Origin of the sequence: Clostridium sp. D46t1_190503_E9, from assembly GCF_015555225.1 — a bacterium.
GTDB lineage: Bacteria > Bacillota > Clostridia > Clostridiales > Clostridiaceae > Clostridium.
In genome coordinates, this window is record NZ_JADNKB010000018.1 from 1 (window position 1) to 16,705 (window position 16,705).

Below are 16,705 nucleotides of genomic sequence, written 5' to 3' on the forward strand. Positions count from 1 at the left end.
TGATAGGTCAGAGGTGTAAGTGTGGTAACATATTTAGCTGACTGATACTAATAGGTCGAGGGCTTGACCAATAAAAATAAGAAGGAAACTCAGCAATGCTGAGTGAATTCGAGAAACAAAATCAAAGATTTTGGCTCTCATTCATGTGCAATTTTCAGAGAACACTCTGAATTATTCCGTGGTAGCTCAATGGTGGAGCACTCGGCTGTTAACCGATAGGTTGGAGGTTCGAATCCTCTCCACGGAGCCATTTAAACTCTAAGAGTTTTATAAGAGTAGATTTAAATCTATTGTTATAAGACTCTTTTTTTATTTCTATTAATAGAAATAAATGTAACTTTTTCGTAACTTTTGGTTAACAAATTGTAATGATTTGTAGAAAAAACTTCTATATAATTGAATTATAGGACAAGCAATTTTTTATAAAAATAGAAAGTGTGGTTTAATAATGAGTAGAAGTGCGATAAAAAATAAAAAAAGATTAATAACATTTATATTTGTCTTAATGGTATCAACATTTTTGATTTCATTTACAGTTAATGATTTTAGAAAAAATAATGTTATACAAGCAGAAACTGTAACTAGTAATACTACTACTAACGATAGCAATTCTAATCAAGAAAAATTAGACACTTCTAGTTCTAACCAAGATAATATAGGTAATGAGAGTGAATCTACTAAAGAAAATCAAAATAATGTAGATATCAATGTATTTGATAACTCTGAATATCTTTCATTAGAGAAAGATCCTAATGCTGATGATGCATCAAAGGTGCTTCCAGAAACTATGTATAAATGGAATTTTTATAGAGAAGATAATAAAAAAATCGCATATCTTACATTTGATGATGGACCATCTCAGCATTCTACTGAAAAGATTTTGGATATATTAAAGGTAAATGATATAAAGGCAACATTTTTTACATTAGGTAGCTCTATTGAGAAGAATAGTGAATCAGAAAAGTTATTGAAGAGAATGGCAAAAGAAGGACATTCTATAGGGAGTCATGGATACTCACATGATTATCATTTACTTTATCCAAATAGAACAGTAGATATTAATGCATTTATGAAGGATTTTGAGAAAAATGATAAAATATTAAAAGAAATATTGGGAAAAGATTTTTCGACTAGATTAATACGAATGCCTGGGGGACATGCTAGTTGGAATGGAACAAAACATCTAGATGAAGTATTAGAAAGTAAGGGAATTTTCCAAATGGATTGGAATGCGTTAAATGGGGATGCAGAAGGCAAAGATTTCTCTAAGGAATATTTATTAGAGAAGTTAAAAGAAACAGTTGGAAGCCAGGATGTTGTGATTGTGTTGATGCATGATACAGATGCTAAAAAAGGTACAGTAGAATATTTACAAAGTGCAATAGATTATTTAAAGTTAGAAGGATTTGAGTTTAGAACATTGAAATAGTAAAGGGACGGTAAAACGTCTCTTATTTCTATTTATAAGATTATAAGAGATTAAAAGAGTTAATAATATTATTATGTTTAGAGGTGATAAAATGAACAAAATATTACTAGTAGAAGATGAAGAAAGTATAAGAGCTTTTCTAAAGATAAATTTACAAAGAAATAATTTACAGGTTATCGAAGCAGCAACAGGAGAAGAAGGGTTAAGACTTGCAAGTATAGAAAATCCTAAAATAGCGGTATTAGATGTTATGTTACCAGGGTTAGATGGTTTTAAAGTTTGTAACAAACTGAGAAGTCAATTTCCAGATATGGGGATAATAATGCTTACAGCCAAAGGGCAAGATATGGATAAGATTATGGGGCTAGAGTATGGGGCAGATGACTATATAGTAAAGCCATTTAATCCATTAGAGGTTGTATTAAGGATAAAAGCATTACTTAGGAGGCTTGGAGATGAAGATAAAGATAAATTAGAATTAGGACCATTTCTCATAGATTTATATTCACAGAAGGTTTTAAAAGATAATATTGAAATAGATGTAACTCCAAAAGAGTATTTACTTATGAAAATATTTCTAGAGAATCCTAATAAAGCTTTTACAAGAGATGAATTGTTGGACTTAGTTTGGGGAGAAAATTATTTTGGAGATGCAAAAATAATAGATGTTAATATAAGAAGATTAAGAGCAAAAATTGAAGACAATGCATCAGAGCCTAAGTATATAGAAACAATATGGGGGATAGGATATAGGTGGAAATCGAAAGAATGAGAAGTATAAAGAATCAATTACTTAAGGGAATATTTATTATTATTTTCTCAACAGTAATGTTTTTAAATATTTTACTTATGATATTTGTTAGAAAATATTATTATGATAATACGGAGGATTTATTAGAAAATAGAATACAAGTTTCAATAAATTTTTATACAAAGTATTTTTCTTCAAAATCATTAGTTGAAACTATTTATGATAATATTGATACATTCTGGAATGAAAATAATGCACAAGTTGAAATTTTTGATGCTAATGGAAATTTGTTAATGGATTCTATTGGAGTTAAAGATGTAAAATTGATAAATGCACCAGATGTATCAAAAGCACTTAAAGGAGAATCAGCAAGATGGATAGGAAAGGTTGATTATTATGAAAATAAGGTCATGGCTGTTTCTTATCCGTTGATCATAGATGGAGATATAATAGGTGTTATTAGATTCATAACGTCTTTAGAGGCAATAGATGGGGTAATAACTAATATAATGATAATTTTTTCAGGAATATCAATAGCTGTTTTAATAGTAGGAGTAGTTTTAAGTATAATACTAGCCAATAGTATAATAAATCCAATAAAGTACCTGAATGAAGTTGCAGAAAAAATGGGAAGTGGAAATTTAAGTGTTAGAAGTAATATTGATAGTAAAAATGAAATAGGGCAACTATCAAACACTTTGAATTTTATGGCAAATGAAATATCAAAAAGGGAGCAGTTAAAAAATGAATTTATATCATCTGTCTCTCATGAATTAAGAACTCCTCTAACAGCTATAAAAGGATGGACTATAACTTTAAATAATGATGAGACTGATAAAGAAACATTAAAACTTGGATTTCAAATAATAGAAAAAGAAGCAGATCGATTATCTTTAATGGTGGAAGAACTATTAGATTTTTCTAGATTTATAAATGAAAAAGTAACATTGGAACTACAAAGCATTAGTATAAATGAATTTATAAATCATATAGAATCTTTTATGTGTCCTAGAGCAAATAAGGAGAATATAAACCTTAAATTTATAACAGAAGCTGATGGTAATATGTACGTAGATAGTAATAGATTAAAGCAAGTATTTATTAATTTACTAGACAATTCATTCAAGTTTACGGGTGTAGAAGGAAGTATAATTTTTACTACTACGAAATTTAACAATAAAATTAAATTTGTAATAGAAGACAATGGTTGTGGGATATCAGAAGAGGATTTGCCACATGTAAAGCAAAAGTTTTTTAAAGGTAAAAATTCTAAATCTCAAAATGGAATAGGTTTATCTATTTGTGATGAAATAATAAAATTACACGATGGAGTATTTAATATATATAGTAAGTTAGGAATAGGTACAAAAGTTGAGATTATTATTCCAATAAATAAGGAGGAATAATGTGAAGAGTATAAAAAGATTTTTATTTATAATTCTTATATTTATATTTACATTAAATATTGGTTGTAGTAAAGTAAATGGAAAAGATACACAAGCTATAAAAGCTCCTAATAATAATAACCTTAAGATAAAAGGCGTGTGGGGAATCGAGTATATTAATATATTAGGTAATGAATCTGAAAATAGGGAGGATATATTATCTTTAAAAGATTCTTTAATTAGTATTTCTGATAGTAATTTCTCGGTGTTCAATATTTCATATTCAAATGCTAAATATAAATTAAAAGTTGTAGATAAGACATATGTTTTATCATATGAATTAAATTTAAAGCTTGAAGATATAATAGAAGGAGATTCAAAGTGGGATGTGATATCAATAATTGATTCTAATACTATTATTGGGGAATTTATTTATATAGATAATGAAAATGGTTATCTATTTTATGATGGAGCACTGTTAAAGCTTAAAAAACTAGATGATAATCCAAAAGATTTAGCCTATCAGAAGAATGTTATTAAATCAGAAGAAGGATTAGAAGATTATAATAGCGATGTAGGTATAATGTTAGGATTAAAAACTCCAAGAAAACAATCAGAAGATGGTAGTTATAGTGCCGAAACATACAAAACATTGTGGATATCATTTAAAGATAACAAATTACAACCTATATTAGAAAAGGATAATATAATTTTTCCAAGAATGAATGGGGTATGGAGTATTAAAAGTGAAGTTGTAGACAATGGGGAAAGGATTTTAGAGTACTTTACAGCACACCCACTAGATGGAAGAATAGAAATAGATTCATTAGAAGATAGTAATGAAAATATATATAAAAATATAAACTTTATATCTAACGATTATATTTTAATTGAAAAGTATGAAGGGAAGAACTTTAATAATGAATTTCCAATATATCAAACTATTCCTGTTGATAATATAAATAATGAGAATGGAATAAGTATTGAGGAAATATATTCTAATGAAGCTAAAGAAAAATATGAAAAAGACTTTAATGATACATTAGAGACTTTATCACAAGAAGAAAGAAGTTATTTAAATACAAATGTAGATTATAGTAATTTTACTATCAAAAGAATTGAAGGGAAATGGAATATAGTTGGGAAGATTCCAACTATAGATAATACTAAAGATGGAATAGATTATAGAATATCATTAAATCTAAACAAAAGGATATTAAATTATGATACTCTATTAATTTCATGGAAGGATTTAAAGGGAAAATTTCCATTTATAAAGGATGCATATACATCGCCTACTGGAAGAATGGCAATAATATTATTTAATGATAAGTTATTAGTTTATGAAATGGAAGATAGGGATATTAAAGGCAGTCCGTTAATTACTATTGACTTAAATAATAATGAAGAAGTAATAATGGCAGAGTGGGCAAGTGGTAGCTATGTAGACTTATGGGCAAAGGCCTTTAAGGGTGGAAAAGAAATAAGTATGGAGGATGAGTAGTATGTTATCAAAAAATATATTATCTAGTGTATTAGCTAGATGTCTAATAACAGGCGGAGATTTTGCTGAAATATTTGAAGAGGATACAATAGATACGTCTATAGGTATCTTGAATGGAAAGGTAGAAAATTCCATTTCAGGAAGAACTCATGGGATAGGTATAAGAATTTTTAAGGGATTAAAAAGTGTTTATGCTTATACTAATAATACTAGTTTAAATGCTTTATTAGATACCGCTCAAAAGGCAGCATTGGCACTTGGAGAATTAAAAGAGGATATAAGTATAGTTCTTAATGAAAAAGCTATATATAATAATAATCCAATTATATATATTCCATCTTCAATAAGTGCTCAAAAAAAGATAGAAGTAATGAAACGAGGATATAAAGCAGCAAAGGAATACAGTGATGAAATAACTCAAGTTTCTGTTGGGTATTTAGATAAAGAACAAAATATATTAATAGCTAATACTGAAGGATTACTTACAGAAGATAGAAGAGTAAGAACAAGATTATCAATAAGCTCTGTAGCATCTGCAAATGGAGAAAATCAAACCGGTTTTGAAGGGCCAGGAGCGCATAAAGGATTTGAATTATTTAAAGATATAGATCCAGAATATTATGGAAAAGAAGCATCTAGAGTTGCACATACTATGTTGCATGCTAAGAATTGTCCAGCTGGTAAAATGACTGTAGCAATAGATAATGGATTTGGTGGAGTAATATTCCATGAGGCTTGTGGACATTCATTAGAAGCAACTGCAGTAGCTAAAGGTAATTCAGTATTTACCAATATGCTTGGAAAACAAATAGCATCAACAAAGGTTACTGCAATTGATGACGGAACTATACCAAATGCATGGGGATCATTAAATATTGATGATGAAGGTAATAAAACAAGAAAAAATGTATTAATAGAAAATGGTATATTAAAAGGATATTTAATTGATAAATTAAATGGAAGAAGAATGGGTATGGAGGCAACTGGAAGTTCAAGAAGACAAAATTATAAATTTGCGCCTACTTCAAGAATGACAAACACATATATTGCAGCAGGAAATGATGATGAAGATGAAATTATAAAATCAATATCAGATGGATTATATGCAAAGAAAATGGGTGGCGGATCAGTTAATCCAGTAACAGGAGAATTCAATTTCGCTGTATCAGAAGGATATATAGTGAAAAATGGAGAGATACAAGAGGCGGTTAGAGGTGCGAGTCTTATTGGTAAAGGTAGCGAAGTATTAATGAATATAGATATGGTTGGAAAGAATTTAGCACAAGGACAAGGAATGTGTGGTTCTGTTTCAGGAAGTATTCCAACTAATGTAGGTCAACCTATGATTAGAGTCAAGGAAATAACAGTAGGTGGAAGATAAGGGGGGAATATAAAAGTGGAATTAAATATATTTATAAATAAATTATTTCATGAAGCTAAAAATAATGGTTTTAATGAATATGAAGTTTACTATGTAGATAGAGAAAGTTTAAGTATAAATGTATATAATGAGGAAGTTGAAAAATATAATTTAACTACTTCCTATGGGCTATCATTTCGAGGAAAAATAAATGATAAAATAGGATATTCATATACAGAAATATTAGATGATGCTGCTATAAGAATGCTTATTAAAAATGCTAAGGAAAGTGCATTAGTTATAGAAAATGATGATGTTCAATTTATATATGAAGGTGATAAGGAATATGAAGAAGTAAGTACTTATTACAAAGCATTAGAAAATCTTCCAGCAGATAAGCTAATAAACTTGGCTTTAAGTATGGAAAAAGAGGCAAAAATTTTAGATAATAGAGTTACTAGCTTTGGAGGCTGTGGAATAGGATATAGTAAAGCTAAGTATGGGATAATTAATTCAAAAGGGCTAAATTTAGAAAATAAATCTAATTTACTAAGTGCATACGTAGTTCCAATAATAAAAAACGGAGAAGATATGCATGATGGTATGGGATATGTAACAGCTAACTCTATAGATGAGGTAGATCCGAAGAAATTAGCACAAGATGGAATTAATGAAGCTATTTCAAGAATAGGTGGCAAATCAGTTGTATCTGGTAAATATAAAACTGTAATAAATAATGAAGCTATGGTTTCAATACTTTCTACATTTGCTGGAGTATTTAGTGGTGACGCAGCTCAAAAGGGGCTAAGTTTATTAAAGGGAAAGGAAGGAGAAATAATAGCAAGTAAAAAAGTAACGCTATTAGATGATCCTCATTTAGTAAATGGGCTAGCATCAGTTCCTTTTGACGATGAAGGAGTTGCTACGAAGAAAAAGGATATAATTCATGAAGGTAAGCTTATGACTTTACTTCACAATCTAAAAACTGCTAATAAAGGAAATACAAAATCAACAGGAAATGGATTTAAAAATTCTTATGCATCACCAGTAGGAGTTTCACCAACAAATTTATATATTCAAAAGGGAGAAAAGAGTTTTGAAGATTTATTAGAAGAAGTTGGAGATGGTTTATTAATAACAGAATTTGCTGGATTACATTCAGGTGCAAATTCAATAACTGGAGATTTTTCACTAGCAGCAAAAGGGTTTTATATAAAAGATGGGAAAAAGGATTACCCAGTTGAACAAATAACTGTAGCAGGAAACTTCTTTAATTTATTAAAAGATATAGAAGAGGTGGGGAATGACTTAAAATTCCCAATGAGCAGTATAGGAAGCCCATCTGTTAAGATTAATGGATTATCAATAGCTGGAAAATAAAAGTGATTTAGATGCGTAAAAACAAATGAAATATAATTTAAAATGATGTAGTTATTATATAATAAAGCGATAACCTCCATAGAGTAAGTAAATCTATGGAGGTTATTTGTTTATATAAAAATATAAAATTAAGAATTTCGAAGATATAATAATATGACCTTTAGTACTTAAATATAACAAATTAAATTATTTTATTATAATAGAAAAACTCCCATAAGGGAGTTTTATCCATAATTATCAATTGTCAATTATCAATTGTCCAAATAGTTGCTTCTTATCATTTTATCTGAAAGTTCAACTATATTCTTATATAGTTCTTTTTCTTCATCTGTTAAACCTTCACCGACTACGTCTAGGTTTGTAAGTACTGCAAATGATTTATTTGTATTTAGTAAGTTTCTACCTAATGCTGTATCTATATATTTATCATTTGGTACACCCATAAGATATAGTAATGTTGGCATTATATCAACTTGTCCACCTATAGTATCAAAAGTTTTTGGCTCATTCATATCTTTTGACCAAATTATAAATGGTATAGTATGGTGGCCATTATCTAAATACCAATCTTCCTTGTTAGAAAGTTTTTCTATTGAGCTATTATAGTATTTATGGACGCCTGTATGGTCTCCTTCAATAACTACAACAGTATTATCAAGAATACCTTCCTTATCTAATAACTCAAGGAATTTTCCAATTTGTGTGTCTGTATATTTAACACTTTCGAAGTATCCACCAAGTTCATTTTTAGCTAATTCTGGATCTAAGTTTAATACTCTCTTTTCTTCAGGTAAATCAAATGGTCCGTGATTAGTTAAAGTAACTGTAAATGCATAAAATGGATCTTTTAACTCTTTAAGCATTGGCACAACTTGCCTAAAGTAACTTTCATCTGATAGGCCAAGACCTATTTCTTCGTCTATGTTAAATGAATAGTAATCAACAAATTTGTCAAATCCTATTCCTGTTAAGCCATTTACATAGTTCCAGAAAGAACCTTTATCAGGATGAATTGCTATTGTATCATAGTTCTTTTCTTCTAGTAGAAGAGGTAAGGAATTATATTTAGTGGAAGGATATCTAAAGAACGTACTTCCTCTTCTTAATGGAAACATTGATGTATTAATCATTAAGTCAGAATCGGAGCTTGTACCTTCGTTTACTTGTTCATATATATTAGGGAAATATAGTCCTGTTTTTATTAATTCATCCATTACAGGAGTAACTTTTTGACCATTTACTTCCTTGCCAAGTATAAAGCTTTCTAATGATTCAACTTGTATAACTAATAAGTTTTTTCCCTCAAGAATTCCAGCATATTGATTGTTAGGTAAATCTTCTTTTTTACTAAAGAATTCATCAATTTGTGATTTTTCTTCAGTAGTTAGTTCATATGGCATTGAATCCTTATAAACATTATATAAATCAAAAATATGATAACCTAGAGGAGAAAAATATCTAGCTGTATTTGTTGGATCATAATTTGAGAATATATATCCATTTTTCACATCTTCATTTTTTAATACATATAAATTAAAGGGAACATATCCTATATATAGAATGCTAGATAATAGTATAACTATAAATGTAATAGGGGCTCTCCTTTTAATTCTTGTGTATGATTTTCTAGTAAAGAAAACAAATATTCCAAGTATTATAAAATCTATAAATAGTAAGAAATCTTTATTACTAAACATTGAAGATATAGTACCACCCATATTATCTAAATTAGCAGTTTGAGTTAGTAATAATGCTGACGGCATTGTTAGGAATCCTCTAAAGTATCCTAAGTCTAATAATATTAATAGGGTAACTAGTATATCTATAATAAATAGATATATAACTCGTCCTTTACCTTTAAATAATAAAGAAAAGCTAATAAAAATTAGAATAAAGGCATAATAATAATTAATAAATGGTTTTGCAGAGTTATATCCAAGATTTAAATTTAGAGAATAAGGATTTTGATTAACTACGAAACCTTGAAATATTATACTTTTAAATGTAATAGCTATAAGTGGAATTAAGAATAATATTATTCTCATAGCACCATCAAAGTTAAGGACCTGTGTAAATTTGTTTTTTAATTTTTCAATAAGTTTGTCCAATATATCACCTCAAATATATAAAGTATTATAACACTTATGGGAATAATACTTAAATTTCTGTACTATTATGTTAACAATACTTAAATTATAGTATAGTAGTTTTTATAAAGCAATTTAGATTTTCTTAATTTTTATAACCAACCAAAAAATAAATTTCAATATTAGAGATAATTTTACAATGAATAGTGTAAGATAAATACAATATGTTATAATATCTATATGTTTTATTTAACATTTATGGAGGTTATATATGCTTCAATATGATTTAATTATAATTGGAGGGGGAGCATCTGGACTTTCAGCTGGGGTTTCTGCTCTGAAAAATGGAATTAAAAAAGTATTAATTTTAGAAAGAAATAATGATTTAGGTGGAAATTTAAACTTATTCATACATAATGGGTTTGGAAGATATTATTTAGGCAAGGATGTAACAGGACCGGAGCTTGGAAGTCAACTTATTAAAGATTTTAAAGCACTAGGTGGTATGTATAAATTAAATACTGAAGTTTTAGAAGTAACTAAGAATAAGGTAGTTTCATATGTGAATCCTCAAGATGGGATTCAGGAGCTTGAAGCAAGGGCTGTAATATTAGCTTCTGGATGTAGAGAAAAGTTTACAGGGAACATAAATATACCAGTTCATAAATATACAGGTATATTTACTTTAGTTTCAGCACACAGGTTAGTTAATCTTCAAGGGTTTCTTCCGGGGAAAGAGGTTATAATTATTGGAAATAATAATTGGTCCTTAGTTCTTGCAAGAAGGCTATTAGTAGAAGGGGCCAGAGTAAAATCCATTATAGATAGTTCTAAGAATGGATTTTTAGATGAAAATAGTAGTGAATTTATAGATGGATTTGATATAAATATAATAAGAAATCATCGTGTAGTTGAATTATATGGTAATGAGAGAATAGAAAGTATAGATATTAAAAGTATAGAGGATGAAACTGTGAGAAATATAGGTTGCGATTCTTTAATATTAACGGTTGGATATTGTCCAGAAATATCTTTTATAAGAAAAACAAATATATTGTTAAAGGATTATAGTACTTTGATAGTAAATAATTATGAAACTTCGGTTAATGGAATATTTGCTTGTGGAACTATATTGAGTGGAGATAAAGATATTTTTAATAGCGGAGAAAATGGTGCTCATGTTGGAAAAATAGTAGCAGATTATATAAAGAAATATATGTATTAAAAAATATGGATAGTATGCATTAAAGTGTACTATCCATATTTTTTAATAATTGTTTGAACTCATTAAGCAATAAATTCTGACCATTATTATTTAAATGAATACCATCGATAAAAATATTATTGGATGAAAATTTAAATGTTAAGCTATAAAAATCAACATAGGTAACTGTATATTTATTACAAAGTTCAATTATAGACTTTCCTAATAATTGTAGTTGCTTTTCACAATAATCATATGTAGAAGATTGCATAAAAAGCCTATAAGCATCTTCTTTTATTATTATTGGTGGAATGCCTATAATAACATCTTTAGTTATAGTTAAGGCTTCTTTTAACATTAATTCTAAATTATCTAAAACAGAATCTAGAGATCTATTAGAAAGAAAGTCATTGGTTCCTCCCATTATAAAGATTTTCTTTGGGGAATATGAAATAACATCTTCCGTAAATCTATTTAGCATATCTGTTGTTGTATTTCCATTTATGCCTTTATTTATTATATCTAAAGGTATAAATGGGTTTAAGCTTTCTACCCAGTTATTATTTTTGTTTACACCATATCCATAGGTTAGGCTATCTCCAATAAATACAAAAGAATTTTTTTGCAATTTCAATCTCCTTTCTAAAATAGTTTATTAAAGCAAGACCTACAGATTAATGTTTTACCACCATTTGCTTTAATTAAATCCGTATCGTTAATTTTTTTATTACAAAACTCACAAATCATTGTAATATTATCATTATTGGTTGGTTTATTTTCTGTTTTATTTTTCTTTAATTGTTTATTACTAGTATTTCTAATAGGTGAGTAGAGTTTTTTTATGGAATGCTCTTTTTTAGGTAAAATAGAATAAGAAACTTCATATTGACTTTCTCCATAGAATTCTAGTTCAAATCTAGGATTTTCTTTATCATAAAATTCTTCTGTAATAATTCTAGTTATTTGGGCATCATTAACAATAAGGCCGCTTTTTTCGATTCCATCAAAAATACTTTTAGTTATGTTTGCAGTATCAGGATGCCTTTTTTCGCTTTTATAATAAACCTTAAGAACCGCAATAAGTGATTCCTCTAGGATTACATTGGGATTTTGAATTCTAGCATAGTAGGCAATTTCTTCTTCATAAAGTGCATACCTATCGTGTGATTTTCCAGTATTATATGGAAGGATTGCTCTACCATCCTTATTATGTAGTTTAAAATTAGATTTAGATATGGGGGATCCTGGTACAATTACTTTTGCATAAGAATTCATTATGTAAACTCCTTTAAATAATATTAATATATCCTTAAAAATCCATTAATTCTAATAAAAAATAATGAATAATTTTGTCATTCATTATATAATAAACAATGATAATAATAAGCTATAAGCTTTATTTTAATATACAATAATAAGATAGTTTTAACAAGAATAAGATAGTTTTAGCAAGAAAATGAAAAAAGAATTATAATTTTAGAATATTTTAATATAAATATAATTAGATTAAGAGGTAGTAGCAATGGAAAGCAAATTAATATTGTCAATAGAATCAAGTTGTGATGAAACATCAGCAGCTGTAGTTAAAGATGGAAGAGAAGTATTATCAAATATAATAGCTTCACAAATAGAAACCCACAAAAAATATGGAGGGGTAGTACCTGAGGTTGCATCAAGGATGCATATCGAAGTAGTTAATGGAGTTGTAATGGAGGCATTAGAAGAAGCAGGGGTAAAATTAGAAGATATAGATGCTATTGGTGTTACTTATGGTCCTGGACTAGTAGGAGCATTATTAGTTGGACTACAGTATGCAAAAGGTCTTTCATATTCTTCTAAGAAGCCATTAATAGGTGTAAATCATATTGAAGGCCATATTTGTGCAAATTATATAGAACATAAAGATTTAAAACCACCATTCGTATCTTTAGTAGTTTCAGGAGGACATACTTTCATAGTTCATGTTAAAAATTATGGTGAGTATGATGTTATAGGACAGACAAGGGATGATGCAGCAGGAGAAGCATATGATAAGGTTGCAAGAGCATTAGGATTAGGATATCCTGGTGGACCTAAAATAGATAAATTAGCTAAGGAAGGAAATGAAAATGCTATAGAGTTTCCTAAAGCTAACTTTCATGATGATACATTAGACTTTTCTTTTAGTGGGGTTAAATCAGCTGTATTAAATTATATAAATAAATGTAAAATGCAAGGCATAGAAATAAATAGAGCAGATGTAGCAGCATCTTTTCAGAAGGCAGTTATAGATGTATTAAAGCAAAATGTTTTAAAAACTTGTAAAAAAACTCAGGTTAATAAAATTGCAATAGCTGGTGGTGTAGCATCAAATTCAGCTCTGAGGGAATCTCTTATTAATGCAGCATCTAAAGAAGGAATAGATGTATTATTTCCTTCACCAATACTATGTACAGATAATGCTGCAATGATAGGAAGCGCTGCATACTTTAACTTTATAAAGGGATTAGAAGCACCATTAAATATAAATGCGAAACCCAATTTGAAGCTATGATATATAAGGGGGAAGGGTTAACGTGAAGCTTTTACCACATTCAAATGGAGTCTACAAAGTAAATATGAAAAATAAAATGAAACCAAAGGATATAATAAAAAATACATTATTAGCAATGTTAATAGTAATTATTATAGGTTTTATATATCAAAGAGTAAGTAATTTTATAGCAAAAGAAACTTTGAAGCAAAGAGTAGATTATGCTAGAGTAGATGATAAAAGACTAGATTATAGAACTGATGGAGAAGGTAAATACACTGTTGTATTCGATGGAAATGTTGGAACCAACTTAAATCAGTGGAATTCAATAACAGATAAATTGACATCAGAATATGATGATATAACAACGTTTGTATATAATAGAAGAGGATATGGGTATAGTGATAGTGGAGCATTAAGGACTCCAAAGGAACAAGCAGAAGATTTAAGAATATTACTTAGAAAGGCTGCTGTACCATCTCCTTATATATTGGTTGGTGAAGAATACGGAAGCTTAGTTTTAACTGAATTCGCTAAAGAGTATCCAGATTTAGTAGCAGGAATAGTATTAGTAAATCCATTAGTTGAAGATACAATAAATAGTAGCGAATTCAAAAGAAGCCTTATAATAGAAAAAATAAGAAGAAAGGTAGAGGTACTTGGATCGTCTGTAGGCTTTACAACATTGTTAGATAAGTTTGGAATATCATGTGGAATAAATGAATTTGAAAATAAACTAGATGAAAATAATTTACATGAATTTAAAGTACATAGAACAAAAAGTAGTTATACTAGTGCAGTATATAATGAAATAAAGAACATAACCAGTGGTGAAAATAGTAGTCAAACAGATGGTGTATTTGGTGGAAAACCATATTATTTAATAGCAAAAAGTGGACAAGAGCAATTAGCATTACTTGGAGATTCAAATTTGACAAAAGTTTATAATACTAGTTCGGAAAGTAATATTATATCAATGTATGATCCTGATACCGTTATAACAGGAATAAGACAAGTAGTTAAACAAGCTAATGAAATTGAAAGACTAGCCAAAAAGGCACATAAGAATTAAATTACATCAATGTGTCATATAGTTGTCATAGATGTGTCATATAATTGTCACAAAAAAAGGGTATATTAATATCTGTAAAAGGATTTATTAATATAATATCTAGGAGGCGTTTTATGATGAGTGATGATAATATATATGATGTAGAAAATTATGAGGATGTTAATAATACTGGAGGAGATAGTTTAAATTCTACTGTTCAAAATAGTATGAAGGAAGATTTTATCGATGAAGATAAAATACTAGAAAGAAATAATGGGGTTGATTCAAATCAAGGTTATATGAAAAGCTATAATAAAAAGAAGAAAAAGAGTGGTGGATTTAAAATTATAGCAATAGCCCTTATAGCAGGACTTCTAGGGGGAGCACTAGGCGGTGGAAGTATATATTATGCAATGAGAGGTACTGACACTAAACAGCAATCTTCTATAATAACTCCAAATCCTCAGGAATTTGAGACTACTGAAGGTGCACTAACTGCTAGTGAAGCTTTTGAAAAGGTTGCTCCAGCAGTAGTTATAGTATCAGCAAATGGAGTAACTGATTATAGTGGAATAATACCTCAACAAGTAGATGGAATGGGTTCTGGATTTATAATAAATGAAGAAGGTTATATATTAACAAACTATCATGTTATAGAAGGTGCAAAGGAAGTAGTTGTTACTTTATCAGATGGTAGGGATGTAAAGGCGAAGGTTGTGAATTATGACCAAAATCAAGATATAGCAATGCTAAAATTAAGTGATGATAGCGTTAAGGTTCCAGCAGTAGTACAGCTTGGAGATTCGGATGCATTAAGACCAGGAGAAGAAGTTTTAGCAATAGGAACACCACTTTCTAAAGATTTTAATCAAACTATAACAGGAGGACTTGTAAGTGCTGTTAATAGAACTGTAGAAACAAGTACAGGTGTTAAGTTAAACTTAATTCAAACAGATGCTGCAATTAATCCAGGGAATAGTGGAGGGCCTCTAATAAATACTAGGGGAGAAGTTGTTGGTATAAATACATTAAAAATGTCAGGTGGAGCAGAGGGAATAGGATTTTCAATTCCAATAAATGAAGTTAAAGATAGAATAGATGCATTATCTAAGCCTATATTAAATTTAGGAGTATCAATAAGAGAAGTAGATGAAAAGTTAGCAAAGCAATATGATATGCAAGAAGGACTATATATAGTTGAGGTATCAGAATTCTCACCGGCGGAAAAAGCAGGATTAAAGGGTGGAGATATAATAGTAAAATTTGATGGAGAAAGAATTAAAACCTTTGATGAGTTAAGAGCAATTAGAGATACTAAAAAAGAAGGAGATATAGTTAAAGTAGAAGTAGTTAGAAATGGAGAAAATAAAACTTTTGATGTTCAATTAGAAGCAAAGGAATAATGCATTTAAAATAACTATAATAAAATTTAAATATAGAAGACTAGTTATAGATAAGAGATACGGATGTGAACAAAGTATGACTTATTAAAACTAGTCTTTTTTTATTAAAACGACATAACTTAAAGAACATTTTATAAATAATGGAATAGATTGTATTATATAAAATTTAAATTTAAATTCAAACTTAGGAGGCAAAGTTATGAGCGGAAGAATAACATCATGTGAATTAAAGACAGGATGTAATGAACAAATAGAGGCAATAGTTAGATTACCAGAGGAAAAGAGATCAGTTATATTTGGAACAGTTTTGGACTGTAATAGAATGCCTGTAGTAGATGCGGTTGTTAAGTTATTACAAATTGTTGATGGATGTAGATATCCTTATCCACTAACTCATACTTTTACAGATTGTCACGGACAATTTTTATTAGGACCTTTATGTCCAAATACAAAGTATATGTTAAAGATTTATAAAGATAATATAGTAATAAAATATTCTGAATTAGAAACCTCATCTTATAACGGAAAATGTATAGGTAAACCTGAAAATACAGGAAATCAACCTCCAAAACCATTTCCAGATAAGACATCATGTGGATGCGATTTTTAATTTGACTGAATAATTAAAAGCAAAAAAGA

General features: G+C 28.7%; 14 protein-coding genes and 1 tRNA gene. 12 read left to right on the top strand and 3 right to left on the bottom strand.

What is annotated here, in order from left to right; translation table 11 throughout:
- Positions 1-175 precede the first annotated feature (175 nt).
- From I2E83_RS16610 to I2E83_RS16640, 7 genes are all read left to right on the top strand, one after another.
- Positions 176-250: transfer RNA gene (locus I2E83_RS16610), tRNA-Asn, on the top strand.
- A 198-nt stretch (positions 251-448) separates the two neighbouring features.
- Entirely contained in the window at positions 449-1,429 is a 981-nt protein-coding gene (locus tag I2E83_RS16615; protein WP_195431147.1) for a polysaccharide deacetylase family protein, read from the top strand.
- Between the two features lie 91 nt (positions 1,430-1,520).
- Complete coding sequence (locus tag I2E83_RS16620) at positions 1,521-2,201, top strand: response regulator transcription factor (RefSeq protein ID WP_195265787.1); 681 nt, start codon at positions 1,521-1,523, stop codon at positions 2,199-2,201.
- Positions 2,198-3,586, top strand: a complete 1,389-nt coding sequence (locus I2E83_RS16625) for a HAMP domain-containing sensor histidine kinase (protein ID WP_195431191.1) — start codon at positions 2,198-2,200, stop codon at positions 3,584-3,586. Before I2E83_RS16620 ends, I2E83_RS16625 begins: the two co-directional genes overlap by 4 nt.
- Before the next feature lies 1 nt (position 3,587).
- Positions 3,588-5,069: a hypothetical protein gene (locus I2E83_RS16630; protein WP_195431150.1), complete on the top strand. Its 1,482-nt coding sequence runs from the start codon at positions 3,588-3,590 to the stop codon at positions 5,067-5,069.
- Position 5,070: 1 nt separating this feature from the next.
- Positions 5,071-6,450 (top strand): TldD/PmbA family protein, encoded by a 1,380-nt coding sequence (locus tag I2E83_RS16635; RefSeq protein ID WP_195265793.1) that lies wholly within the window; start codon positions 5,071-5,073, stop codon positions 6,448-6,450.
- A 15-nt stretch (positions 6,451-6,465) separates the two neighbouring features.
- Positions 6,466-7,809 (top strand): TldD/PmbA family protein, encoded by a 1,344-nt coding sequence (locus I2E83_RS16640; RefSeq protein WP_195431152.1) that lies wholly within the window; start codon positions 6,466-6,468, stop codon positions 7,807-7,809.
- Between the two features lie 251 nt (positions 7,810-8,060).
- Here I2E83_RS16640 and I2E83_RS16645 read toward each other — a convergent pair whose 3' ends face one another.
- A complete protein-coding gene (locus I2E83_RS16645; protein WP_243249651.1) occupies positions 8,061-9,854 on the bottom strand; it encodes an LTA synthase family protein in 1,794 nt (597 codons plus the stop codon).
- A 313-nt stretch (positions 9,855-10,167) separates the two neighbouring features.
- Between I2E83_RS16645 and I2E83_RS16650 the strand changes: the two genes are divergently transcribed.
- Positions 10,168-11,121: an NAD(P)-binding domain-containing protein gene (locus I2E83_RS16650; RefSeq protein ID WP_195431158.1), complete on the top strand. Its 954-nt coding sequence runs from the start codon at positions 10,168-10,170 to the stop codon at positions 11,119-11,121.
- Between the two features lie 19 nt (positions 11,122-11,140).
- Here I2E83_RS16650 and I2E83_RS16655 read toward each other — a convergent pair whose 3' ends face one another.
- Together I2E83_RS16655 and I2E83_RS16660 are read right to left on the bottom strand one after the other, a co-directional pair.
- On the bottom strand, positions 11,141-11,728 hold the full coding sequence (locus tag I2E83_RS16655) for a GDSL-type esterase/lipase family protein (RefSeq protein WP_195265799.1): 588 nt from the start codon (positions 11,726-11,728) through the stop codon (positions 11,141-11,143).
- A gap of 14 nt (positions 11,729-11,742) precedes the next feature.
- Entirely contained in the window at positions 11,743-12,375 is a 633-nt protein-coding gene (locus tag I2E83_RS16660) for a RusA family crossover junction endodeoxyribonuclease (protein ID WP_195431161.1), read from the bottom strand.
- A gap of 247 nt (positions 12,376-12,622) precedes the next feature.
- On the opposite strand from I2E83_RS16660, the gene tsaD reads away from it, so the two are divergent.
- The 4 genes from tsaD (at position 12,623) to I2E83_RS16680 (ending at position 16,676) form a co-directional block, all read left to right on the top strand.
- Positions 12,623-13,633: a tRNA (adenosine(37)-N6)-threonylcarbamoyltransferase complex transferase subunit TsaD gene (tsaD, locus tag I2E83_RS16665; RefSeq protein ID WP_195431164.1), complete on the top strand. Its 1,011-nt coding sequence runs from the start codon at positions 12,623-12,625 to the stop codon at positions 13,631-13,633.
- Positions 13,634-13,655: 22 nt separating this feature from the next.
- Entirely contained in the window at positions 13,656-14,684 is a 1,029-nt protein-coding gene (locus I2E83_RS16670) for an alpha/beta hydrolase (protein WP_195431167.1), read from the top strand.
- 113 nt (positions 14,685-14,797) lie between these two features.
- Complete coding sequence (locus I2E83_RS16675) at positions 14,798-16,066, top strand: trypsin-like peptidase domain-containing protein (protein ID WP_243242182.1); 1,269 nt, start codon at positions 14,798-14,800, stop codon at positions 16,064-16,066.
- Positions 16,067-16,265: 199 nt separating this feature from the next.
- Positions 16,266-16,676: a carboxypeptidase regulatory-like domain-containing protein gene (locus tag I2E83_RS16680; protein WP_195265808.1), complete on the top strand. Its 411-nt coding sequence runs from the start codon at positions 16,266-16,268 to the stop codon at positions 16,674-16,676.
- Positions 16,677-16,705: the final 29 nt, after the last annotated feature.